This window comes from Segatella copri, from assembly GCF_949820605.1.
Taxonomy (GTDB): Bacteria; Bacteroidota; Bacteroidia; order Bacteroidales; family Bacteroidaceae; genus Prevotella.
In genome coordinates, this window is record NZ_CATKVU010000006.1 from 1978182 (window position 1) to 2004430 (window position 26249).

At 42.9% G+C, this 26249-nt stretch carries 18 protein-coding genes and 1 pseudogene; 5 read left to right on the forward strand and 14 right to left on the reverse strand.

Features of this window, described 5'->3' with window-relative positions; all coding sequences use genetic code 11:
- The first annotated feature begins 18 nt into the window (after positions 1-18).
- The gene (locus RCO84_RS09450) at positions 19-1224 is read left to right on the forward strand and encodes an IS256 family transposase (RefSeq protein WP_317584872.1); all 1206 of its coding nucleotides are present in this window, start codon (positions 19-21) and stop codon (positions 1222-1224) included.
- 125 nt (positions 1225-1349) lie between these two features.
- On the opposite strand, the gene RCO84_RS09455 is transcribed toward RCO84_RS09450, so the two are convergent.
- Positions 1350-2237, reverse strand: coding sequence for an Rpn family recombination-promoting nuclease/putative transposase (locus tag RCO84_RS09455; protein ID WP_317572522.1), 888 nt, complete (start codon positions 2235-2237; stop codon positions 1350-1352).
- Positions 2238-2760: 523 nt separating this feature from the next.
- On the opposite strand from RCO84_RS09455, the gene RCO84_RS09460 reads away from it, so the two are divergent.
- Positions 2761-3759 carry an Abi family protein gene (locus tag RCO84_RS09460; RefSeq protein WP_317584873.1) on the forward strand — a complete coding sequence of 333 codons (999 nt, stop codon included), beginning with the start codon at positions 2761-2763 and terminating at the stop codon, positions 3757-3759.
- Between the two features lie 138 nt (positions 3760-3897).
- Here the strand turns inward: RCO84_RS09460 and RCO84_RS09465 are convergent, their stop codons facing one another.
- The 8 genes and pseudogenes from RCO84_RS09465 to RCO84_RS09495 form a co-directional block, all read right to left on the reverse strand.
- Complete coding sequence (locus RCO84_RS09465) at positions 3898-4146, reverse strand: DUF2442 domain-containing protein (protein WP_288232788.1); 249 nt, start codon at positions 4144-4146, stop codon at positions 3898-3900.
- Between the two features lie 376 nt (positions 4147-4522).
- Positions 4523-6013, reverse strand: coding sequence for a fimbrillin family protein (locus tag RCO84_RS09470; RefSeq protein WP_317584876.1), 1491 nt, complete (start codon positions 6011-6013; stop codon positions 4523-4525).
- A 31-nt stretch (positions 6014-6044) separates the two neighbouring features.
- Positions 6045-7034 (reverse strand): fimbrillin family protein, encoded by a 990-nt coding sequence (locus RCO84_RS09475; RefSeq protein WP_317584877.1) that lies wholly within the window; start codon positions 7032-7034, stop codon positions 6045-6047.
- Positions 7035-7067: 33 nt separating this feature from the next.
- A complete protein-coding gene (locus tag RCO84_RS09480; RefSeq protein WP_317584878.1) occupies positions 7068-7982 on the reverse strand; it encodes a fimbrillin family protein in 915 nt (304 codons plus the stop codon).
- A gap of 61 nt (positions 7983-8043) precedes the next feature.
- Complete coding sequence (locus tag RCO84_RS09485; protein WP_317584879.1) at positions 8044-8958, reverse strand: FimB/Mfa2 family fimbrial subunit; 915 nt, start codon at positions 8956-8958, stop codon at positions 8044-8046.
- A gap of 20 nt (positions 8959-8978) precedes the next feature.
- A complete protein-coding gene (locus tag RCO84_RS09490; protein ID WP_317584880.1) occupies positions 8979-9749 on the reverse strand; it encodes a hypothetical protein in 771 nt (256 codons plus the stop codon).
- Positions 9750-10073: 324 nt separating this feature from the next.
- Positions 10074-10181, reverse strand: a pseudogene (locus tag RCO84_RS16935) (DedA family protein); the annotation flags it as partial.
- A gap of 90 nt (positions 10182-10271) precedes the next feature.
- Positions 10272-10844, reverse strand: coding sequence for a DUF4738 domain-containing protein (locus tag RCO84_RS09495; protein WP_144154154.1), 573 nt, complete (start codon positions 10842-10844; stop codon positions 10272-10274).
- Between the two features lie 370 nt (positions 10845-11214).
- Between RCO84_RS09495 and RCO84_RS09500 the strand changes: the two genes are divergently transcribed.
- The 3 genes from RCO84_RS09500 (at position 11215) to RCO84_RS09510 (ending at position 13932) form a co-directional block, all read left to right on the forward strand.
- On the forward strand, positions 11215-11886 hold the full coding sequence (locus RCO84_RS09500) for a DUF4230 domain-containing protein (protein WP_144154156.1): 672 nt from the start codon (positions 11215-11217) through the stop codon (positions 11884-11886).
- A gap of 17 nt (positions 11887-11903) precedes the next feature.
- Entirely contained in the window at positions 11904-12476 is a 573-nt protein-coding gene (locus tag RCO84_RS09505) for a DUF4230 domain-containing protein (RefSeq protein ID WP_006847710.1), read from the forward strand.
- Between the two features lie 79 nt (positions 12477-12555).
- Positions 12556-13932 (forward strand): alanine/glycine:cation symporter family protein, encoded by a 1377-nt coding sequence (locus tag RCO84_RS09510; protein ID WP_144154158.1) that lies wholly within the window; start codon positions 12556-12558, stop codon positions 13930-13932.
- 247 nt (positions 13933-14179) lie between these two features.
- Here the strand turns inward: RCO84_RS09510 and RCO84_RS09515 are convergent, their stop codons facing one another.
- The 5 genes from RCO84_RS09515 to RCO84_RS09535 all read right to left on the reverse strand — a co-directional run bounded on the left by RCO84_RS09515 (position 14180) and on the right by RCO84_RS09535 (position 25928).
- Positions 14180-14755: a GNAT family N-acetyltransferase gene (locus RCO84_RS09515; protein ID WP_144154160.1), complete on the reverse strand. Its 576-nt coding sequence runs from the start codon at positions 14753-14755 to the stop codon at positions 14180-14182.
- Between the two features lie 386 nt (positions 14756-15141).
- Complete coding sequence (locus RCO84_RS09520) at positions 15142-17643, reverse strand: glycoside hydrolase family 2 TIM barrel-domain containing protein (protein WP_317584881.1); 2502 nt, start codon at positions 17641-17643, stop codon at positions 15142-15144.
- 1 nt (position 17644) lies between these two features.
- On the reverse strand, positions 17645-20599 hold the full coding sequence (locus RCO84_RS09525; RefSeq protein ID WP_317584882.1) for a TIM-barrel domain-containing protein: 2955 nt from the start codon (positions 20597-20599) through the stop codon (positions 17645-17647).
- A gap of 114 nt (positions 20600-20713) precedes the next feature.
- Complete coding sequence (locus RCO84_RS09530; protein ID WP_317584883.1) at positions 20714-24850, reverse strand: hybrid sensor histidine kinase/response regulator transcription factor; 4137 nt, start codon at positions 24848-24850, stop codon at positions 20714-20716.
- 55 nt (positions 24851-24905) lie between these two features.
- A complete protein-coding gene (locus tag RCO84_RS09535; protein ID WP_006847718.1) occupies positions 24906-25928 on the reverse strand; it encodes a LacI family DNA-binding transcriptional regulator in 1023 nt (340 codons plus the stop codon).
- Between the last annotated feature and the right edge of the window lie 321 nt (positions 25929-26249).

Consider the following 26249-nt stretch of genomic DNA (forward strand, 5'->3'; position numbering starts at 1 on the left):
TAACACAGTTTTTATATTATGGACAACTTAGAAATTGATTACAAGAAAGCAGCTCAGCAGTTGCGTAGTGGTGAAGCCTTATTTGGCAAGGACGGAGCATTAGCTCCATTGTTAGAGCGTATTCTCAACTCAGCTCTCGAAGGTGAGATGGACGCTCATTTAAGTGAAGAGGAACGCTCTTCCGGCAACCGTCGTAATGGTAAGATGAGTAAGAAGGTTCAAACAAAATATGGTGAGGTCACTATAGAGACTCCTCGTGACCGAGACGGAACTTTCCAACCTGAGACCGTAAAGAAGCGTGAGACTATTCTTGCCAATGGCATGGCAGACCAGATTATTGAGATGTACGCCATGGGCACCAGCACACGTGACATCAGCAGCTACTTTGAGCGTGAGTTCAACACAACTCTATCAGCCGATACAATCAGCTCTATAACAGACCGTGTATTACCCGAAATCACCGCCTGGAAGTCTCGCATGCTCGATCCTGTATATGCCATTTGCTGGCTTGATGCTATCCATTATAAGGTAAAGGATGAGAATGGCAGAGCTGTCACACGAGCCATTTACAACATTCTTGGTATCAACAAGGAAGGCCAAAAAGAACTGTTAGGTATGTATGTGTCTAAGAGTGAAGGAGCTAACTTCTGGCTAGAAGTTCTTACGGATCTTCAGAACCGTGGTGTTCGAGACATCTTGATTTGTTGTATTGATGGTCTCAAAGGCTTCCCGGATGCCATCCAAAGCGTATTTCCTGAGAGTTCTGTGCAGCTCTGTATTGTCCATCAGATACGCAATTCTATCAAGTATGTTGGCAGTAAGCATCAAAAGGAGTTTATCAAGGATTTAAGAACAGTATATGGTGCAGTAAACAAAGACTCCGCTGCTGCTAATTTAGACCTGTTAGAGTCTAAGTGGGGAGAGATGTACCCAATTGTCATCAAGTCATGGCGTGACAATTGGGAACGTCTGACAGAGTATTTCCAATATACTCCAGCCATCCGTAAACTCATTTATACGACCAATACGGTTGAGGGGTATCACAGACAGGTAAGAAAGGTCACAAAGACTAAAGGGGTCTTTCCTACGGATAATTCTTTGGAGAAGCTTGTGTACTTAGCTTACCGCAACATCCGTAAGAAATGGACTATGCCACTGGCAAATTGGGGACAAATTTCTCAACAAATGGCAATAAAATTTGGAGATAGATTTAAAATTATGTAACTTTGCAGCCGAAAAGGCTTCCCTGCTGGGGGCATGCCCCCAGCAGGGAGTGGGAATGAAAGTTAAGAACAAGCCTTGACACAGTTTAAATTACACCCCCGGATGGGGAAATTTCTTTATCATATCTATGATATCAACTTTCTGATTTCTTCTTGGGTTAACCCCGTTATTTCCATGATGGTATTTTCATCCATACCCTTTGCCATCATTTTTTTGGCAATTTCCAGACTTTTATGATGGCTACCCCTTGCTTCACCTTTGGCAACACCTTCATCAATACCATTCATGTAATAACTCATCAGGACGCCGTAGTAATCATCGGCGACCTTAATACTTTCATCGTATTTTTCCTGCTCCTCACTACTCAAGCAACGAACATCCGCCAATTTAGCAAGATGATCGAATATCTTTTTCTGTGCCGTAAAAGGCAATCTTTCCAATACTTCCATATATTTCAATACATAAATCCATTTTTCAAAACCAGTCTCGCATTCTTCCTCACTCTTATCAAAGAAAGGAAGAGAAAGATAGATGAAACGAAGCTTGTCAGAAAATATAGAGTCACTAGACTTCTCTCTCAAAGCAACGTCTGTCCTAAACTTTGTCACCTCATGCTCCTTTGGCATAAAATTCATGATGCAAACCACATAAACCGGTACAAACTGGTATAAAATAGCTGTGCGAACACCAGCTTCATCAAATTTCTTGCGTTGGGCAACAAAAGCCTTACTAGCATAATAGATGGAACGATTCACAAAGAAAGGTACCCATCTGTTCTGCATCTCAACGATGAAATGTTTATCATCGTCGGTAACACAATAGATGTCAAAGATGCAGCCACGGAGATCATTAGTATCTCCAAGCTGTTCCTTATCCTTGAATGTTACGTCCTTGATTTGAAACTCACCTTCAAACAAGTCGTTCAAAAAATTAATCAGCAAGTCCTTGCTGAACTCTTGACCGAAGAGACGCTTGAAGCCCCAATCGGTAAAGGGGTTGATGTATCTACCCATAAATTATCAATTTAGATTCTGTAAATCTGCCGCAAAGATAAACTTTTATTTCGAAACATGCAAGAAAATCGGGGAGAAAGTTTTAGAAAAAGTTGCTGGCAAGGGGAGAATGTTTATAAGTGCACGAAAAATATAAGAAAGATGAAATGGTATCCGATTATTCGGATTCTTTTGTATCTTCGCGACAAAGAATCAAAAGAAAAGAATTATGAAGAAAGTATCAAATGACATGAGATGGTTCGTTGACCAACTAAGGCTGGCAGAAGAAATTCTGTCGAATGCGCTAGAAAGAGCCGAGATTTTTTTCAGAGCATGATAAACTCATTATCAGTAAAATAAGAAGGGAGGTTGATATGGCTGACCTCACATTACTGCAACTGCTCTCTCCCATAGTCCCATAATGAGCTATGGGCTCAGAACAAATGTGATACCAATATCAAAAAAATACGCCGAAATTCCGTTATACAATGTTAAATAGCATATTTAGAATGCATATTCTTAAACAAAAAGTTGGCATTTTGGAATGAAATTAGTAATTTTGCAGCAACAGTTCCTGCCACGCCTCTTCTTGAAAGCGTACCACGGCAGGACTTCGTGTTTTATATTATACCGAAGTAATATGCAGTACACAAAACAAGCAATGGATTTTTATTGTCAACTTGACATTTTGAAAGAACGCGGGCTGACAATCGAAGATGAAGAAGATGCTATAAAATTTCTTCATTCTGTAAGCTATTTTCGTTTTGCGAACTACCTACAACCGATGGAACTGAATACAGAATCACATAGATTTGCACAAAATAGCAGTTTCACTTTTGCTACTAATTTATATGTCTTCGACCGTGAACTTCGTTCTTTGATTTTTACGGCAATCCAAGACATAGAAATAGCATTCCGTACTCGAATCATCCATTATTTTTCAATGGAACATGGTCCGTTTTGGTTCATGGATGCCAGCAAATTTAAGAATCAAAGTATTTTCAATTCTTGCCTTGACAATATAGCAACCGAGGTAAATCGTTCAAAAGAAGATTTTATTTCAGAATACTACAACAGCTACACGGCTCCCTCATTTCCACCAGCTTGGAAAACTTTGGAAGTTGTTTCCTTTGGTACACTATCAAAATTGTTTTGCAACTTCAAAGACAACTCTGTCAAGAAGAAGGTGGCAAAAGAGTTTCTACTTCCACAATATCTATATTTAGAGAATTGGATAAAATGTATTGCGGTGTTAAGAAATGCTTGCGCTCATCATGCTCGCATTTGGAACAGACGTTTTCCAACAATGCCTATAATGCCCAATTATTTACCTTCTCAATGGCTTATTACTGGCAATTTTCGTCCCAATAAATTGTATCCTCAACTGTGTTGCCTTGCATATTTGGAACAATCTATAGCTGCAAATGGAAGTTTTTCCAAACGCCTTTTGAAACTCATAGATAAAAGTGAGATTGTAAATACTCGTTCTATGGGATTTCCACAAGAGTGGAAAAACGAACCGTTGTGGATTATAAACGGATAGGATTGTCCGATAACTTAATTAAGTGAAACGTAAGACCATCTGTATTCAGTTATTCAGTTTTTTTTAACCCTTACATGGATAAAGTGAAGTGCGGTAAAAATCACTGTATTAAGGACTTATACAATATTCTTTTCTTGTTCAGCAGCAAACGCCAGCATATAACTTATCTATTGGAAATATCAAATCCCAATTCTTTCCCCAAACGATATTACCAAACTCTATCTTGAACTTTTTGAATTTGTTTTCATTCAAGTAAGAGTTATATTGCGGATGTGGGTGATTTCTGATAAAAGCACCTACATCTATCGTCTTAATGGTGTCATCATTAAAGTGTAATTCAACTTTTAATGGCACCACATATTTTGCAGAAACAATACTTAAATTCATAATTTCTTCGTTATTTTAGCTGAACGTGTATTGGTTCATGCTCATTTGAATAGAACAGAAAGATAAATCCGAAGTATTCAAATATCTTTGGCATCGCAACCTCCTTTTTTAATCTATCTTGATTGCAAAATTACGACTTTATTTTGAAAACGCAAAGAAAACGGGAGAAAAGTTTCGGGAAAAGTTTGGATTCCCGTATTTTATAAGATAAAGGATAGCCATCCCATACCGCAAATGAAGGGTCTATACGCCACCTTTTCTTCGTGGCATATAGACCCTTGTCGTTTCCCGTGAGGTGCGGGTAAATATAATTGCTGAGCACCTAATACTCCTGCCCAGCTTAGGAGTTTATCTAATGTTATTAATTTCTAAATTGTTATTCATATTTAGTACGTCCACATTTTATGGAGTGGAATATTTTTCCAAGAAATTGTCGTCGTACATGATCCGGAGATTTTGCATACCTCTCAGATTCATCAGATTGCCACGCTTCAATATCTTTTTTTGTCATAACCTTTTGATCTTTTGACAAAGTTAAATCTACAGATTCAGTAGATACATTATCAAAGATACGGATACCTGCAGCGGAAATATTACCTAATGTCACCGATTTTAGGTGTTGACAATCGGAAAAGGCAAAGTCACTTATAGATGAAACTCTCGGAGCATAGATTGTTTCAAGATCAATACAATCCTGAAAAGCCACCGACTCTATACTCTTTACATCTTGCAAGTTAATAACTTTCAGCGGTTTACAATTCAAAAATGCACTAGACGGCAAAGCCTCAACTCCATAAACAGTTAATTCTATACTGCCATCATTTGCACCTTTTAGAGCTTCTCTTATAGCATCAAACACACTCTTATCTGCATTTGCAGGCAAATTTCTGATTTCAATGTTCTTTTCGCCCGCAGCCAAAGCATTTTTTATAATTAGTACGGCATTTTCTGTAGTTGTTACTGCATCGCCACCAGTAATGTCATCGCCAGGACTCCAATCCGTAACACTTACACTTCCTATTGCAACTTTGTCCTTACCTATTTTTACATCATAGGTATAGCTCATAGCTTTGCTAAGAGCAGGAATTCCCGTTACATACAGTTCTTTAGTCTGAGTAGGGTTGCCCTCACCATCATTGTATGTCACAGTGAGTTTGAGGAATTTCTCTGTAGAATTGGCATCTCCAGGAGATACCAAAGCATAGAACACATTGTTGCCACTTTCTTCTTTTTTATAAGTTTTGATGGCTGCGTAGCTGTCACTTTCTCCTGCAGGAACTTTCAGCTTAGAATAAACTTCTACGGCAGAAAGCGTAGGGTTAAGATCTTTGAACTCATCTCCAAACCCGCTTACTTTGACAATGACGCGAGCCGTCTGACGTTCAAAGTTCAATGTCAACTGTCTGTCGGAAGGTATATATGCCTTTTCTATAGTTTCTCTGCTTATCATATAATCTGACTTCTCTATTTTGTCAACTGTAGATTGGTTTGCTGAGACATAACCTACAGAGAAAGAATTGGTGGTACTTTCATCCGCCTTCTCAGGATAACAAGCCTCGAAAGCCTGGGCATTACCCGTCCAGACCAGATAGTCACCAGCATTCGCAGGTGCCCATACCTCGCCCGTCTTCTTATAAATCACGGTTTTACCCTCAGTAGTTACGCTGATAGCATCGTTCTCATTAAAGTTCTCTTGTTCCGTTGCTGAACCCATAGGATTACTACGGGTAAAAATGCTGTTTCCACCAACGGTGGCAGCAATCTTCACCTCATTGGCGGCAGTGTTAGTGCCCTGCTCTTCATCTGTAGAGCAAGCGGCAAGCATTGCTATAACTGCAAATGCTCCCATATATCTTGTAATCTTCATATCTTGTCTATTTTAAATGTCAAACAATTCTTTAATCAGTCTCTTTTTCGGTAATGGTTTCTTCTCCCCAAGGCTTCGCTGTTATGGCGCCCCCTTGCACTACATCCTTACCAACTAACAGAAGCAGGTCATGTTTCTTACCAGATACAAAATTCACATCGCTGGTGGATGTCCAGATGTAATCATTGCCATTCACCTTAAACGAGATACAGAATACTCCTGCCCTAATCCACTGTGGAATCACAATGGCAGAATATTTGAAGGTGGCATGGTCGGTTGTTTTATCAGCCTTCGTGAATGCTACAGTTTCAGGAGTAATGGCTTTTGATGCCATGTCGTCAAATTGAACACTTATAGGGTCTGCTGCAAAATTCACCTTACTGCGGATAAAGGTGCCATCCACCTTGACATCAGTTACGGTTGCTGACGTAACAGGCTTTTCTTCATCCTGATTAAACTGGTCTCTCAACTCGATAGTGAGATTCAGCTGACTGAGGAGATGAGTGAATGTGACATCAACCGCTTTGCTGGTATTCAATTCCGAACCAGGCGTGAATCCTGTTTGCTTATATACAATAAGGTCGGATGAATAGTCTTCAGCATCGCTTTGGTCTGCCTTTACAGAAAAGGCATAATCTGGCTTTCCGAAGACTTTAACTTTGCCATTTGCATCTTCGGTAGTCTCCTGATATGGCGCATAAGCCAGAATATCAACAGCGGTAGTTGAATTCTGCCAAAACATCTGGGTAGCCGGAATCCAATTGCTGCCTTCCTGTGATACCTTGATATTATCATAGGTATATTTTTCGCTATTAGCATTTTTGATGCAGAAGCCGAACGATTTAAGCTTGTCCGTACTGTTTCCGTAAGAGGCACGGGTATTCATGCCATCTACACTTGTCATGATTCTAACCACATTATCCATTGGATAATTGTTCTGTGCCAAATCCTCATCGTTGGAGCAGCTGGCAAAAACTGCCGTTGCCAAAGCTGCCATTGTTAATATTTTAATTGCTTTCATATTGTCGAATTTTATGTTTTAATTTTAAGAAAGTTACTCGTGAGCCTCGCCCTTGATAGGGTCGCCTGTAGAACCCCAGCCAGAGATGTTTACATCGCCAAGTTTTATGACGTCACGTCCTACCTCTAGGTTGATGGTGGTAATCTTGCCACTCTCAAACTTGAAAGGTGTGCCGTTGTCGTAGATGAAGTCCTTGCCGCCAATGGTGATGCTAATCTTCTGAACACCATCCTGCGGGATGATGATGGAAGCATATTGCTTGTTGGCAGTTAAAACCGGCATGTCGAAGTCAGCTTTATCTTCTGCTACAGCAGATGGGGTGACAACCTTGGTCAGATAATTGACGGTTGCACTTTTTACGGCATCGCCTACAACTACCTTATCTACGGTAGGTCCCTCTGTTCCCCACTGGTTCTTATAGGTGAGGTTCACCACAAGTTTTGCCATTACATGGGTAAAGGTAAGAGGTACAGTCTGCTGTTCATCGACATTATAGGATAAGCCATCTTTGTTGACTGCCACCAAGAGATCGCTTTCCGTTTGCTTATTCACATCGAATGTATATTCTCCAGCAGAAAGGTCGGATATTGCTGCAGTTGGATACACACCGATGAAATAATGCTTGTCTCGGTTGTTCTTCCAAAGCATCTGTGGAGTGGATACCCATGAGCCGTTTGTCAGCTTATTGATGGCGTTATTCACCACACGCTCGCGTGTCTCTGGAGCAACAGTTGCATCGCCAGTCCAGGCATACACACTGATTTCATCACCCTCCTCAAAGGTTTGACCGCCATTCGCATCTGTGGCAACACGGGTCATATTACCGATACTGGTAGAAACGGTGATGTACTTGGAGGTCTCGCCTCCGATACCGTTCTCGTTGTCTGAACAACTGCCTAATGTCAAAGCCATTGCCATCAGAGCAAAGAGATAAGTCTTTGTTTTCATTGTCTTTTACTATTTTATGTTTATATTCTTGTTTTGATTCTTGCTTAAATGAGAGGGTCGCTTAATCTTCAGGATTCAGGATTTCACCACGATAAATCCATTCCTCAGTCCAATCATCTATCTTCGTGCTCGTAAGATACATGTAAGGTTTCATCTCCTCAAATTCCAAGTTTATCTTGTACTTGCCGCCAGACTTCATGACAGGAGCTTCGATGTCGTAGTTGCTAACTACTCCCCCAGGAGAAATCAGTTGGATAAACAACTTGGTGGTATGAAAACCGTTGGCTGTCGGCATCAAGCGTAATGTTTCCGTTTTTAAAGTTGCGCCAGGCACTGCGATTCTCAAAGGTATATCACACTCTTCCTTGGTATAGCTTGCCGTCCCGAATGTTCCATCCTCATTCTTTTGCAGGGGAAGGAGTCCGGTTGCCACATTCAGAACCTTGCCTATCATTGCAAAATTGTCAGGAACTCCTTCAATGAAGATGGTCAATTCTGCAAGTATATGGCGCATTTCATTTTTTGTTATGTAGTTGACATTTGATTTGTCTATACCGATGTCCGTGACACCATAATAGGCATGGTCGGGAGAGGCACTTGGATTGGACAATCCAAACATGAGTTGGTTCATGTTGAGGGTTGCCCTTGTAGCCTCACCGATAAAAAACGGTTCTATAAGGTTGGTGGCAGCCAGAATCTGATAATGCCCTACAGGAAAAGCAAAGCGTTGGCTTGCCACCTCCTTAGTACTACCATCATGTTTTTCCTCAACTAAGGAACCGTCATCGGCATTGAATATCCAGAGCTTCACGTCTTTCACTTCTGTACCTTGGCCGGATTCATCTGCCCAAGTAAGCGATACCGACAAGCCTCCCTCATCCTCACCGTCATGAACATCATGGTCGCAACTTGCCAACAGGCATGGGACGCATAACAGCACCCATAACCAAATATTAAATCTTCTTTTTGCTTTCATTTTCTATCTTGTTTTATGGGTTACGGATGATGATTGGTAAAAGGCAAGTTGATTCCTAATCTTATGCCACTTTCCCACAAGAAGTTGTTCTTATGCAGATATTCCGGCATTCCATCCATACGTTCGCCAGTAAGACGAGTCAAACCGGAATAGATACCCAATTTCAGGCATGAGGTCAGTTGATAACCCACCTGCAAGTCTGCACCATAACCCAAATGCCAGTTGGTAGAACCTTTCATCACCTTGGCATCATCGGCTATAGTCTGGATATCAGCCTTGGTCGTTACTGCATATATATGAGGTGAAACAGCCAAATTCCATCGGCTGTCAGCTGTTTGATGGAACAGTCCAAGGAGATTGATATTCACTCTTGCCCCATATTGTCCCATTCTGACATGGCTTTTCAGATTGGCATATTTCCAACTGTCCATGCCCAGGACACCTGCGTTGTAAAGCATGCCGTCGCTACCCAACCAATAGTTACGTTCTACGCAGCAGTCTTGTGCAGACAAGTTCATTTCTCCATACTTGGCAGATAACTCAGCCGAGAATATGGAGTTGAAACGATAGCCCCCATATAAGCCAGCAGCCCAACCGAGACGAGTCTTGTCATGTCCGAAGCTTGAGAAAGTAGAGAAACCGAAAGGCATTCCACCCTCTACTCCTACATACCAGGCTTGCTGACCGGTCTTTCCATCTTCTTTTACTTCTGCTTTCGCGAAAGAAAATGGAAGAATAAAAGCAAGCAATGCGACCAGTAATCGTTCTTTTCCAGTTAAGTAATTTCTCATATTAATCTATTATGTTTTGATTATAATTTACAATATTTTAAATCCTTCATGATACAGATTGTAAAAAATCTGGTGCAAAGTTAAGGGTTTTATATGAAAGTGGGGGGGGTAATATTTGTTTTTTCAGGTATGATTTTTTGGTTTTGGGTGTCTCCTTCATAGGGGAATGCGACACCTTGTTTGTATTTTTTAACGCCCCAGAATCTGTGTAAATCTTTAGCCGGTGTCCGTCGGTTCAAGGTGTGCGGAGTCTGCATGCGAAAGTTCTGTACAAAAGAAAAAAATCCCCCATCCCGCTTGAGGAAGCAGGATGGGGATAGTTTCTTATTTCTTCTTGAGCCCCTTGTATGCAAGGAAAGCTACAATAACAACGGCAAGAGCCAAGATGATGTAACCGAGCTCATGACTATACTTTAATGCCTGCTGATATATACATTATTATAATGAATACGCTTACAAAAGTACAATAATAATTTCAGAATAGACATAATAAATACTCATACATTTAACGGAAGAACCGCTTTATACCCCATCTTCTTCTTCCTCTTCAGCAGAAGCGTTGGTATCCAACTTCTCATCCTTTGATATCGAGATACTACCCATTCGGGAAATCTTAAGTACCAGAGGTACATATTCATCACTGGTAACATCAGGCGACCCAACACTTGCTGCGAAGTAAAGATAATCACCTTCTGCTTTCACATACACAATACCAAGCAAAGCACCCATGTCCTGTGTATGTTTGTCAATATAAGACGTGAAATCTTTCTTTGTGAAAGTACGGCTAAAGAATTCTGAGCCATCGCTTCTCAATACCTTAACCGAAATTCTGTTATCATAATACTTGGTATTTTCGTCCAACTGGAGAACCGGAAGTTCCTTGTCAGAACTACGTTTCACCACCACTTTATAATGTGAACCAACCCAGTCAGCCTCCCTGGTCTGCTCATAATCACTCATTTTCTGAGTAGCTTTATTCACAACTTTAGCCACCGGTTTAGGAGCAATAATGATATTACTCTTCTTCTTTTCTGTACAAGCCGTCAAGCTAAAAATAGCCAAAAGACCTATTAATATATAATCAATTCGTTTCATTCCGTTATTTTTTCTTACTGCAAAAGTACATTTTTCTTTTGAAATAGCCAAAGAAAAGAACCGAAATCTACATTCTTACACAAAATCAGATGCAAAAAGGCGCCTACTTTCACAAGCAGACGCCCTACATACCTAAATACTAACTAATAAATTTCCTATTGAATCTTACACGATATAATAAAAGTTCAGTTTATGAATTCTAATCGTAACTTTGACGAAAAGAAAATGAAAAGGTTTAATCAAGATATAAAAAAAAGTGCTTTTTCTGCTTTTTTTTTCATTTCTTAGCAAAAGAACATCAAAAAACATGATTTTGTTTTGTTTTTCAAACAATTTGCCGTACCTTTGCAGCATAATAAAGACATTAAGTATGAAAAAGAGGTTAATATTTATCCTTTCTGTATTTTTTGCCTTCGTTTCATGTTCGCATCAGCAAACAGAAAAGAAGGAGCAAGTCATCGACACAATACCTGTGATGGTGATGCAGATACAGAAATGCAATCGCTTATATACAGCAGAAGCTCATGTTCATAAGATTATAACACATGATGACCAGCTCAATCTGAAGGGCTCACTGTTCAAGAAAGACTTTAATATTCATGTTCCCGGCTCAAACCGCAAGGTAGCCATTCCGATGGATGCAACATTAAAAGCTTATGTAGATTTTTCAGGATTCTCTGCTAAGAACGTTAACCGACAAGGTGACAAGATAGAAATTATCTTACCAGACCCAAAAGTGATGCTCACCAGCAGTAAAATCAATCATGAAGGTGTAAGACAATTCGTTTCACTCACCAGAAGAAACTACAGTGATGCAGAACTGTCACAATTCGAACAACAAGGCAGGGAAAGCATCATTCGCGATATACCGAACCTAGATATTCTTGAACAGGCACGCCAAAGTGCAGCAAACACCCTGATTCCGATGTTACAGGACATGGGATTCGCTGAAGAGAATATCAAAATCAGTTTCAGGAAGAAATTCACTTTCAACGATCTGAAGACTCTTCTGGATAAGACAACTATCGAAAAGAATCACTAAGCGAGGAGAACAATGATATGAAAAGAATACAAATCATCGTACTATTAGCACTGATCCTTATTCTGGGTGGAGCCTTCTATTGGCTCACCAAAGACAACGAGGTCAGCGTGGTACAGGAAGATAAGACAACCCTCTCACCCACTCAGGTAGAAAGTATCGAGAATATCGGCCAATGGGAATTTCTATCTGTAAGTGATGAAGAACTGATAGATACTATACGCCGTGGCTTTTGGGGTGACGACCAACTGGTACGTATCTATTACGGAACGTTGCGCTTGGGTATCGATATGAAGGATGTAAAAAAAGGATGGCTACAAGCCAGCCAGGACAGCATCGTATGCACTTTACCTCCTATCAAACTACTAGACCATAACTTCATTGACGAAGCGAAGACCAAGAGTTTCTTTGAAGAAGGCAAATGGACAGGCAGCGACAGACAGGCTATGTATGAGCGCGCTTATCAAGCCATGAAGAAACGTTGCTTAAACCGCACCAATATCTATACTGCACAGGCGAATGCCAAAACTCAGTTTAGAGAGATGCTGAAAGCAATGGGATTCAAAAACGTAAAGATAGAATTTGAGAAATAAAAAGGTTATAATACACAAGTAACTGCGTTATCAGGTATAAAAAAATATAGATATAAGATAAACGTAAAATTTTTAAGAGATGGATGCAATAAACGATTTTTTCACCGCATTTAGTTCATTCCTGTGGGGATGGCCTATGATTATCCTGCTGTTGGGAACCCACATCTTTCTGACCATCCGCTTGCGCTTTCCACAACGCAAGATTTTCAAGGCAATCAAACTATCTGTAAAGAAAGACAAGAATGCCACAGGAGATGTTTCACAGTTCGGAGCACTGGCAACAGCACTGGCAGCCACAATTGGTACCGGTAACATCATCGGTGTGGCTACAGCTATCGCTCTTGGCGGACCAGGAGCCGTACTCTGGTGCTGGTTAACTGGTGTCTTTGGCATTTCTACCAAATATGCCGAAGGATTACTCGCCGTAAAATATCGCGTAAAAACCAAACGAGGCACTATGTTGGGTGGACCTATGTATGCCCTGGAAAAAGGATTGGGCTGGAAATGGCTTGCAGTCCTGTTTGCCCTCTTTGCCGCATTGGCATCATTCGGAATCGGTAGCACGGTACAGGCAAATGCCATCTCAACCCTGGTAGAAAACCAATACGGCATTTCTCCTTACATTACAGGTGCCATCGTTACAGCGTTAGGAGCTGCAGTGATTCTTGGAGGCGTGAACAGTATCTCCAAAGTTTGTGGCATGCTGGTACCTTTCATGGCAGTCTTTTATGTATTAGGCTGCATCTACATTCTCTGTGTAAATCATGCTTATTTATTGCCTGCCATCCACGTAATCTTAGACTCTGCATTCACAACAAAGGCTGCAGGTGGCGGCTTCGCTGGAAGTACCATGATGGTTGCAGCCCGCTATGGTATAGCCCGCGGATTGTTCTCTAACGAAAGTGGTCTGGGTTCGGCACCCATCGTTGCTGCAGCAGCCCAAACCCGTAACCCTGTGCGTCAGGCATTGGTTTCATCTACCGGTACCTTTTGGGATACGGTCATCATCTGTGCCCTTACAGGTCTCGTCATCACCTCAAGTATCATAGCATACCCAGACATTGACTACCATAACGGAGCAGCACTCACCAAGGCTGCCTTCAGTAAGATTCCATATATCGGAGCTCCGATATTGACCATCGGACTGGCAACATTTGCATTCAGTACGACATTGGGATGGAGTTATTATGGAGAACGGTGTGTAGAATATCTGAAAGGCAAAAAGTGGATGCTCTGTTTCCGCATAGTCTATATTGCTACTATCTTCCTGGGTAGTGTCATCAGTCTGGGACTGGTTTGGAACATTGCCGACTGCATGAATGCTTTAATGGCCATACCAAACCTTATCTCCTTGCTCTGCCTGAGTGGTATCATAGTGCATGAAACCAGAAAGTATCTGTGGAGAGACCAGTTAGATAAAGACATGGACGAAAAAGAAATAGAGGAATTAGAATAAAAGACACAGAAAGGAAATACCCTGAAAGGGAGTAAAAATACAAAAGCTCGGCATTGCATCACTGCAGACCGAGCTTTTATTATTAAATCAACAAAAACTAATAAAATATCTTTTCTAAAAACCAAAAAACCTATTCGTTATGAACTTATGGTGCAAAGATACTACAGTTTGCGCAATAAACAGCACATTTTCTGTTGATTTCTATACTTTTTATTGGGCAAACGTTTGCACAGTTTGCACGATCAGATTACAATTTATACTGAAGATGTTTCATTGCATGACCACCCCAAGTGGTATCATTGACATATTGGAAACCAACCTTCGTATAGAGACGCTCCGCTTTCGGATTGCCTTTATCACAAAGCAAACCTACAGCAGGAAGTCCTAATTCTCTTGCGCGAGAGATAGCAGCATCCAACAGTTTAGATGCAATACCTTTTCCACGGTATTGATTAGAAACAGCCAAACTATCCAAATAGAACTCACCTTCCTCTGTTTCAAGCTCCATAGCCGAATAGTCTATTCCAAAAGCCACGATTGCAGCCTCAATAAAGCGCTTACGTAATCTTTTGACGTCAGCACCATCGTATGCAACCAAGATGCCAACAAGAATGCCATCAGTAGACATAGCAACCAATGTATTCTTATAACTATACTGACTGTCCTCCATCTCTACAAGTTTAGTCATCATACGGTGAAAATCAACCAATGTATGCTGAGGACCAGCAAAATTTTGGCAACACTGCACATTCATCGCCTCCATGATAAGCGATGCAATATGCGAAGCCTTGTCTGGCGTAGCCTGTTCTATTTGAATTTTCATTATACTATTTTTTGTTTATTGTTTTATTATTGTTATTTCTTTCATGCTCCAGCATCGTGAGGAAATTCTACAATTACTTTTTTCATGATTGCAGATTGGGTTTGATGCCTTATCGTTTACAAAGTTACGTATATTTTTTGATAAGAGCAAGTTTTTTATATTTTTTATTCGAAAAAGTTTTTTTATTCGAAAAAAAGATGTATCTTTGCCACAGGTTTTGAAGCTAAATTTCTATTACTAGCATAATAGAGATACCCAAATCCCTTGGGTCCCAATGCTTCAAAACCTTTTTCGTTTTTAAGAGCGAAAAAGGTATACACCGAAAGAGTGTATCCTTCTTCGCAATATAAATCATTAAGGTTTTGATTTTCAGAATATTACTATAATCACAAAGCTACAGAAGCATCCTTTAAGTCTACTGCCTGTGCCTTGAGGGTTCCCTTACCTTTTATCACAACGACACATTTTCCGAAGAATGCCTTGCGATGTGAATCGGTAAAACGCTCCAAAGAAGTCTGACATCCATTATCTGTTCCCAGAATCTTTGGCATTTTCAGGTAACCATGACCACTTGCATCCTGTTCTGCTGAAACAGAGAAGAAAATCCGGTTATCTGCGTTCGGACAGAGATTGCCGTCTTTATCTACCACATTCACCTCGACAAAGGTAGTCGGCTCTGAAGTGCCATAGGCCTGACAGCCCTGATAGGTCTTCTTCAACACAAGATGATGAGGAGCTCCTGCTGTTTTTATGACCTGCTCTCTAAGAACTTTACCATTCTTTCTGGCTACAACCTTCACTTCTCCCGGTTCAAAGTTTACGCGCCACATCACATGATATTCAGTACTCTTTCTGAAAGCATCGCCTTCATTCTTTGCACCGTAGACTGTCTTCTTACGGATGCCCTGACTCTTGCCATTGATAAAGAGTTCAACCTCATCGGCATGATTATAATAACACCACATGTCGATGGTCTGTCCCGGCAGCCAGTTCCAATGAGGGAAGAGATGAAGCACATCTTTCTGAGTCCACTCACTCTGATACATATAATAGCTGTCTTTTGGAAGACCCGCCAAATCGATAATGCCAAAATAACTGCTACGGGCAGGATAAGCATAAGGAGTAGGTTCACCGATATAATCGAAACCGGTCCAGATAAACTGACCGCCCACAAAGTCGTTGTGCTTCACCACATCCCAGGTTTCTTCGTGGGTACTACTCCATGAGGCATGGAAATTATCATAAGCCGAACACATAAACGATGGATCGGTATAAGGCAACCACCATTCCTTTGGCGCAGTATAAATGCTGTCGCTAGGCATCATATAGTAACCACGAGTCTGCAAGGCAGAAACACTCTCCGACAGAATGAAAGGCTTGCCAGGGAAATTCTTTGGCACATCCTTCACCCACTGATGGTGATAATTGAAACCTATTACATCAATAGCTCCACTCTTAAAGAGGTGATTCTTCGGGTCGGGCTCATTGCAGCCAGCAGTAACAGGGCGATAGCTCCAAGGATCATACTCCTTCACGATTTTTGCCAGATGCTGGGTAAGAAGCGAATTGACACTCAGTTCATCGCTATGTGACAAGCTAGAAGCATCATGACCGGCATTCAGAATCAGGTTAGCCTGCTCTAGACTGAGCGTATCAGCAGCCGCATTTGACCATTGTTCGAGAACTTCATTACCGATACTCCACATGATGATACTTGGATGGTTACGGTCGCGCTTGATGAGATCAGACAGGTCTTTCTTATGCCATTCATCGAAGAAACGGGCATAATCGCCATTCGATTTCTTGCGGCGCCACATGTCGAAACTCTCGTCCATCACGAGGATGCCCATCGAATCGCACATGTTCAGGAGTTCTGGTGCCGGAGGATTATGACTGCTTCGGATAGCGTTCACGCCCATATCGCGAAGGATGGTAAGCTTACGATGCATCGCATCCTCATTAACGGCAGCACCCAGGCAACCGAAATCATGATGCTCACAGACACCATTTATCTTGATATTCTTGCCATTGAGGAAGAAACCCTTCTTTGCATCAAACTTCACATCGCGGAAACCGGCAGTTGACGTAGCTACATCCACTACCTTCCCATTTACTACCAGCTCGCTCTTGACAGTATAGAGATATCCCTTTCCGATGTTCCAGAGATGCGGATTCTTCACCTTGAGTTTCTGTTCCCGAACACCCTGACTCTTGGCTACAATCTTTCCGGCAGCATCATAGATTGTATTACGGACAGAGAGTTTCATCTTATTACCGGAAGCAGCGAAATCCACCTTCACCCTGACATCACCCTGTGGAGAAGTTACTACATACTGTCCCCATTGGGGAATATAAGCAGATTTCATGGTTTTGGTGAGCCAGACATGGCGGTAAATACCGCAACCGGAATACCAGCGGCTGTTAGGCTGGTCGCTGTTATCTACCTTCACCGCAATGACATTATCACCCTTCTTATTAATATAAGGTGTAAGATCATACTCGAATGTACTGTATCCGTAAGGACGGGTTCCGAGTTTATGACCATTGATATACACGGTAGAATTCATATATACTCCATCAAAGGTGATGGTAAACCGGTCATACTTTTCCTTCGGATTCACCGAGAAGTGCTTACGGTACCATCCGATGCCGCCCGGCAGTGCCCCACCACTGGCTCCCGAAGGATTCGATGGAGAGAAATCGCCCTCTATCGCCCAATCGTGAGGAAGATTCAAACTTCGCCAATGTCGGTCTGAATAATCAGACTTTGACATTCCGGCACTATCTGCTAAAGTGAAAAGCCAGCCTTTATCAAAAGACTGGCGATCACGGGCGCTCAACGACTGAGCGCCCAATAGAAAGATTGCTAAAGCAAATATCTTCTTCATATTACTTCAGTTTTACAGTAACAGTCTTACCAGCATACTTCACCATCTTGCCCTTAGGCGCCTTGGCGAGGCTGATGCCCTGCTGGTTGTTATCACTAACAAGTACGATATTGAAGCGACGCTTCTGGAGCATACCGTCGAAAGCACCCTTACGGGCAGCGATAGTAACGGTCTTCTGAGCATCATTATACTTGAAGTCGATCATAGCATACTTACCCTTCTCGTAGTTGTAGTTGGTTCCCTCATCCTCATAGAGAGTATAAGAACCGTCCTTGCCTGCATAGACATAGAGATCGATAAGCTCAGCCTTCTTCTGATCGCTCCACTCCATCTCTGGACCCACAGGAAGAATAGAACCCTCTGGAACAAAGACTGGAATCTTATCGAAAGGCGCATCGGCTACGATCGTCTGTCCACCGGCATAGTGCTTACCTGTATAGAAATCATACCAGCCCTTCTGCTTAGGAAGATAAACATGGCGGCTGTACTTCTGATACTCGCCTACAGGACAAGCCATGAGAGCAGGACCGAACATCCACTGATCTTTGATGTCGTAAAGATTATCATCGCCGTTGAAGTCCATCACCAATCCACGCATCATCGTATAGTCCTTGAAGTGAACCATACCCGCCATACTGTAGAGGTAAGGCATCAGGCGGTAACGGAGTTTATCGTATGCAACGATGGTTTTATAAGCAGGATGATCTGCCGGAGCAATGTTCCATACCTCACGTGTAGGCCACTGGCCATGAGTACGATAAAGAGGTACGAAGCAACCGAACTGGTTCCAACGCGCCTGCAACTCGCGCCATTCCTTCAAGTCAGCATTCTCCTTACCGGTCTTATCGAACTCCTGCTGGGCAGCAACATAACGGTTTTCTACACAGAAACCACCCTGGTCCATTCCCCAGAAAGGCAGACCTGCCATAGAATAGTTCAAACCTGCAGTCATCTGGGCACGCATATCTTCCCAACGGGTAGCAATGTCACCAGACCAGGTAGCCGTACTGTAGCGCTGTTCACCGGCAAAACCGGAACGGGTCAGGAGGAAGACACGCTGGTTAGGGTTCACACTGCGCTGTCCGTTATAGATAGCATCAGCATTCACGATGCTGTAAGCATTGAAATATTCGGTAGATGTACCGATGGCTGTAGGACCTGATAGGGCCTTACGGTACCACATCGGAGTACAGTCACGAACGTTTGGTTCTGATGCATCCATCCACCATGCATCGATTCCGAACTTATACTTAGTATAAAGATTCTCGTCCATCTGGCGCCAGAACATCTTGCGGGCACCGTCAGAATAGGCATCATAGAATGAACCGCGGAAGCCGAGCCAGTCGTGAATATCATCCTTGATAGCCTGATGATACATCCAGCCCTTGCTGTCGAGTTCCTTATAGTTCTTGACAGTATCATAGAACTTAGGCCATACGGAAATCATGAAGCGGCCATTCATCGCATGTACGCTGTCGAGCATCGCCTGTGGGTTTGGATAGCGGGCAGCCTCAAACTCATGACTTCCCCATGAATCCAGCTTCCAGTAGTTCCAGTCCTGAACGATATTGTCTACAGGAATATGCAAGTCGCGGAACTTCTTCAGGTTGTCCTCGATGTCCTTGCTGCTCTGATAGCGCTCACGGCTCTGCCAGAAACCGAGGGTCCACTTAGGATAAAGCGAAGCCTTGCCGGTAAGCGTACGGTAACCGGAAATCACCTCATCGAGATTCTGACCGGCGATGAAATAATAGTCCATATCCGGCGACATTTCACTCCAGATGCTCAACTGGTTCTTCTCAGCCTCAGAACGAGGAGCTGCTACGCGAAGTCCGCAGTAGGAAACATCACCATCTGGCTGCCACTCGATGCGGACAGGAGTCTTTACGCCCTTCTTGATAGGAGTTTCAAACTTATAAGAGTTCGGATTCCATGCTGTACGCCAGCGCTCAGGCACAACCAGTTTGCCATCGATATAAATCTTCATGTAACCGGCATAGTAGAGGATAAACTGATAGAAGCTGTTGGTTGGAGCCTCCACATAACCCTCGTAAACCACCTTGGAACCATTCAGTGCAAAACCCTTTGGCAGGTTCTGAATGCCGCCCTTGTCGGTCTGGTTACAAATCTCAGAAGCCTCAGGCATTGCGTACTCAAAGTAAATGCTATCTTCGCCTCGAACAATCTTCTGCCCGTTCTTGTCCACATAAGTACCTGTCAACTGACCTTCCTTACCATCCTTATCATAGAGTTTGAAGGCACGGTTGAGCTGGAGATAATCTTCCGGATTACCCCAACGGCAATAAGAATAAGAATCCCAGAGGATGCCGTAGTTTTTATTAGAGATGACGAAAGGCACACTCACCTTGGTATTATACTGGAAGAGGTCTTCGTTCTTACCCTTCATGTTGAGTTCCTCACTCTGATGCTGACCGAGACCATAGAACGCCTCGTTATCAGGAGAGTTGAAGAGAGCACGCCATGACCATCCGTGCTTCTGTGCTTCAGGAACCTTGGCAATGTCTACACCGATTTCACGGTCAGGCACAGTGAACGGCTTGAAAGTCTTTCCGCCCTGTGCAACCTCATTGAGAAGGACATTGTCTTTCAGGTCATAGAAGGTAATCTGACCCGTAGCCTCGTTCATGACAGCACGCATAGCAGCAGTGGTAATGATGAGATTGTCTCCCTGCTCTTCCACCTTATAATTTGCCTTGCTGTTTTGAGGCACAATAATCAGACTCTGTTTATTACGGAAACTCTGTTCGGCTGTAGCCTGAACACGGATAATCTTATCGCTCACCACCTGGAGGCGAATCTGACTAGGACCAAAATTCTGGTGTTGCTTCAACTGAACAGTGAGATAATTACCATTCTGGTTGAAACCGGCTGCCTGCATGCCTGTGGCACTCATCAGCAGCACTGCTGAAATCAATAATGTTTTAGTTAGTCTCATTTTATACGTTTAAAGGAAAGTTTAAAAATCTGCGGCAAAGATACGAGAAAATTCCCGTATCTTTGTGCGCAAATGTTATCTGTATGTGTATAAAATGTTAACTAGAAGCGTAAACTACTCTGATTCTGACAGATTCTTACGATATTGAGACGGCGTAACGCCATACGCGTCTTGGAAGTATTTAGTGAAATAACGTGGATTATTGAATCCCACCTTATAGGCTATTTCACTGATGTTCAAGTCGCCCGAGCGCAGCAGATGCTCTGCAAATTTGATACGCTTGGTTCTGAGATATTCAGAAGGTGTAATACCCGTCAGCGAAATCATGCGTTTATATAATTGTACGCGTGAAATGCTAAGATGAGTACTGAGCGATTCTACCGATGTTTCAGGATTGCTCATATTGTCGCGGATATAAGCATTCACCTCATCAATAAATTTGCGGTCGGCCTCTGTTATTACATATTCTGTGCTCACATTCTTGCGTTTCTTCAAGAGGTTCAGAATACAGAGATTCAACATATCAATATCGAATGGTTTGGCAATATACTCGTCAGCACCACACTTCAGACTTTCCTTACGTTGCTCATCTCCCATACGGGCTGAGAGCATGATGAAAGGTATGGCTATTGTTTCGTCATTGTCCTTACACATCCGGCAGAGTTCGTTACCATCCATCACAGGCATCATTACATCGCTCAGGATGATGTCAGGACGACGGTCGATGATCTTGTTCCAGGCATCCTGACCATTGACAGCCTCAACAACCGTATAGTCTGTCAATACTTCGTTCATAAACTCACGGAAGTCCTCACTGTCGTCAACGAGGAGCACTACCGGCTTCCTGATCATCGATTCTCCAGGCTGATGCGCATGTTTACTCATTCCGTAGAGAACGTTCTTACCTGCATCCGGATCCTCATCAGCAGCCTGATGCACCGTGGTTATGATAGGTGCTGCTCGCAAGGAACCGAGATGTGCAGTAGAATTAGAGGTGGTACTGCTCTCTATCGGAAGGTCTACCATAAAGATGGTTCCTCCGCTTGGATTATCTGTAACATCTACTTTACCGCCATGCAGTTCGGCAAACTTCTTTACCAGGTTCAGGCCTATTCCGCTACCACCCTGCGGCTGCATTTCAGTACCATTAACCTGATAGAAACGCTCAAACACATGTTCTTTCTCCTTATCGCTGATGCCCTTGCCAGTATCAGATACTGAGATGCGGAGCATATCAGAATCCTTGTCTCCTACACGCTGGCGGAGTGCAACACTCAGAGAAACGGTGATAAATCCGCCATCTGGCGTAAACTTGTAAGCATTGCTCAAGAGGTTATTCACGATTTTTCCTACCTTATCAGCATCAAACGACATCTGCAGACTAGGCACCGTAGAATCGAAGGCAAGCGTTACTTTGCTGTTTGCCAAAGTACGGAACGAAGTACAGATATTGTCAACGAAGCTCACAATGTCGATATGCGACAGGGTAAGTTTTTCCTTGTTCTGGTCTATCTTGCGGAAGTCGAGAATCTGGTTTACCAGATTGAGCAAACGGGTAGCATTGCGATGAATCATCTCCAGCTTTCTGCGTTTACTTTCATCTCTTTCTTCTCTAATCATATTGACCAGCGGCGAGATAATCAAGGTGAGCGGAGTACGGAGTTCGTGGCTCACATTGGTGAAGAAGTTGAGTTTGAGTTCATTCAACTCCTTGGTCTTCTTGATACTGTCTTCCTTGCTCTGGAGTTCGAATTTAACACGCTGCTTTTCGAGCATGCGTTTACGGTAGAGATAGAAAGCTACACCTATTAATATAATATATACGATGAACGCCCATATAGAGAGATAGAAAGGCGGGTGAATATGAATCTTCAGCGTGCTCACCTCTTCGCTCACACTACCATCAGCATTCACCACCTTTGCCTCCAGGATATAGCTGCCTGAAGAGAGATTGGTAAAGGTAGCCTCCGGACGTCCCTCAGGTGTCAGCATCCATTTGTCATCAAGTCCCTTCATGCGATAGAGGAAACGGCAGCGGGCAGGAATACTTACCTGGTCGGAAGCCAGCTGTATGGTAAACGCCTTGTCCTTATAACTGAGATCCAGTTCCGGGTTTGTATCAAGCGATTTAGCCAGAGGCACTCTTCCCTCAAACTCCTCACCTGCCTTGAGCGGATGATCGAAGAGTACGAAACCGCTAAACAAGACTTTTGCATGTTTCTGAGCAGGAAGGATCTTGGCAGGATTGATGATATTAATACCATCCTGACCGCCGATGGCGATGGCTCCATTTCTCATCAGACAGGCAGAACGCTGGTTAAACTGGCGGCTCTGCAAGCCATCGAGCGAATTGAAACTGATCATCGTGATGTCCCATTTGCCCTGATTATTCTTGGTCAGCGTAACACGTGTAACGATAAATTCAGAAACCAGCCAGATGTTATGCTGCCTATCTTCGAGCACCATACAGCCTACCGTGCCCTGCGTACCATTGAGGTCATTGATTGACTCCAACTGTCCTGAAGCCTCATCATACATGGTGACACCCGCAGGCGAAGCCATCCACAAGATGCCGCGGCTATCCTTCATCATGTAATTCAGGGAAGGACTCGGGAAAGGCTGTCCGTCCTTGGTTGTATTCACATTGGTTACCTTTCGGGTTCCGAAATTAAAGATAGAATAGTTCTGCGAATGACCTATCAGAATTTCATCTTTATTCGGCAGGAAGAGCGAGTTGATAAAATCGCTGGATATGCCTGAGTTCTGAACATTGTAGGTTGTAAACTTACCACTTTCAGGATTATAAATCTGGAAGCCTGAGCCCAAGGTTCCGATAATCAGGCGATGATACGGATCTTCGGCAAGACACCAGACGCTGTTATTGGCAAGTCCGCCTGGAGCTGCCTGAAAACTCTTCCATCTGCCATTTTTATATTGGGCAAGTCCACCATTGAAGGTACCGAAATACATCGTACCATCACTCATGGTTACGCTGCTGACGATAATATCCGAAGCCAAACCGGTTTCAGCCTGTGAGAATCGCCAGTTCTGTCCGGTAAGCGGACTGTAGCATACAATACCGCTATCATTGGTTCCACACCAGAGATTACCATTCAGATCCTGCGTGATTGTACACACATCACCAAGCGGAATAGTTGTGAATTTCTGAGCAGCAGGCGAATAATAAGCCACGCCGTTCTTGTAACTACCTACCCAGATAGCCCCCTCATCATCCACATAAACCTTCTGCAGGGAATTGTCAACGATACTTCCCTTTGCTTCGGAATGAACATACTGACGGCAGATTTTGCGTTTGAAATCAACGAAGAAGAGACCATTATGGTCGGAAGCCACCCAGAGATTGCCTGCCTTATCGCGGGCAATATCGCGCATCAGAATATGGGTTGGGCAAGGAATATCAATGCCCATGTTTGTAAGATAAGAACGTGCATCGGTCCATTTTCCGGTTTTAGACTGATACACGTAATTGGCATTACTTACAGAAACCCAGAAACCACCTATACCATCATAGAAAGTATAGGCGCCATTATCACCGGCAGCTTTATGGGTGGCAAGGAAGGAATTGGACCAGAGAACCTTCTGTTTCTGTCCGTTGACACGGCAGATTGTACCATCACCATAGGTAATGAGCGCATCGCCGTCAACCTCGGTTATTTTACTGATATTTCCCTCTTTCAGACAGCCCGGCTGAGCCTTTTTGGTAAATTTAAAAAGATAAGTATTTTTTGTTTTGGCATTATGAAAGTAGAGTCCCTGTCCGTAGACAGCTATCCACATGTTCTTATCCTTATCTATCAGGAGTTTATAAGGAGGTCCCTGCACGTGGATGTTTTTGAGCCATTCTTCCGGTTTGCGGTTAAACTGCTCTTCATCATATTTGTAGATGCTGTAACCCACAGAGGTATGCACCCAGATATTTCCATCATAGTCTTGCTGAAGTTCATCTACCGAATTGTTAGGCAGCGACTTATCATCAGTGTTGCTATAATAGAAAGTTTTCATACGGAAGCCGTCAAAGCGGCACAGTCCCGACTGGGTACCGAACCAGATGTAGCCTCTGATGTCCTTGAGGATGGCACCCACCTGACTGTTCGTAAGTCCATCATGATTGGTGAGGCTGCTGAATTCTACGTTCTCATAGGCAGCCCATGCCCTACCCGGCTGCATGAGCAGCAAGAGCAGAAACAGCACGATGGCATGTTTCAAGTAGTTTTGTTTTTTTATCATCATAATCGTAGGCTTAATTTACAGTTCTATAAAATAGGAATTATTTCTATAATAGGTTTTATTTCACGTCGTTTTTTTCAGAACTTTCGCGTATTTTCAGTATCATCGGTACCACTTTCTTGTAGATTTTTTCATCTCCATTGATACTTCTCATGAGTAGATCACAGGCTGTGGTTCCCTGTTCGTGTGCCTTGTCCATGATAGCCGAGAGTTTCGGCGTAACGAAGGCTGCAGTATCACCATCGGTAAAACCAATGATAGCAACATCCTCTGGTATTCGAAGCCCTTTTTCCTTGATAGCATCGAAGGCGGCATAGGTGATAATATCGTTAAAGGCAAGAATGGCATCAGGTCTGTCCTCCTTTTCGAGGAGACGGAGGGTAGCGTTTCGGGCCACATCGAAATCGATTCTGTCGCAAACTACGAGGTCACGGTCGATAGGAATGCGGTTCTCTCTCAGAGCCTCCAGATAACCGTGTTTTCTGCGGCGCACCATATCAAGATGGTTTGGACCGCCGATGAAGGCGATGCGGCGCGAACCGGTATCTATCATATGCTGGGTAGCCTCCTGGGCGGCAACATCACCATTGCCTACTACCTGGGAGAACTTATCTTCTAAGCAACAACGCGCAAAGAACACCAGTGGAACGCCCATCTTATGCAACTGCTCGAAATGAGAATAGTCGACCGTATCCTGTGCCAGGCAGGCGATGATGCCTTCCACATGCATATTTAGGAAGTTTTCTACCGCTCTCTTCTCGTGTTCTGTATTCTCGTGGCTATTGGCGCTGATCACCGAATAACCATTCCTTACGGCATAATCTTCTATACCATCCAGCACGGCAGCATAATAATGAGTTACCAGGTTTGGCACAATTACACCAATCACCCTAGGTGCTTCTTTTCTGAGGCTCTGTGCAAAGGGGTTTGGTCGATAATTGAGCTCCTTGGCAAGGCTTTTCACCTTTTGAGTCATCTCCTCACCCACTTCATGGCTGTTTCGCAGGGCTCTAGATACAGTTGCTATGCTGACGCCAAGTTGATCGGCGAGGTCTTTCAAAGATGTTCTTCGTTGTTTCATCTGTTAGTTTACGCTTATTATAGAAATACATTTTTGTATCCACAAATTCTGCATATTTTTCTTTCCGACTGCAGAATTAGTGAATTCTTTGCAAAGATAACAATTTCTTTCGAAAGCGCAAACGTTTACGTTATTATTTTTTTGAAAAAATTTATTTTATAAGAAAAAAACTCGTATTTTTGCAAACTGAAAAGTAATGAATAGTTGATAATAAGTTAGTTAGAAACAAGCGTGGGTTTGGAATGTCGGGAGACAATCCAAACTCTTTTTTATGTCCCAATGCCAACAGATTACCTGCCAGGATACAAAAAACAGGATACA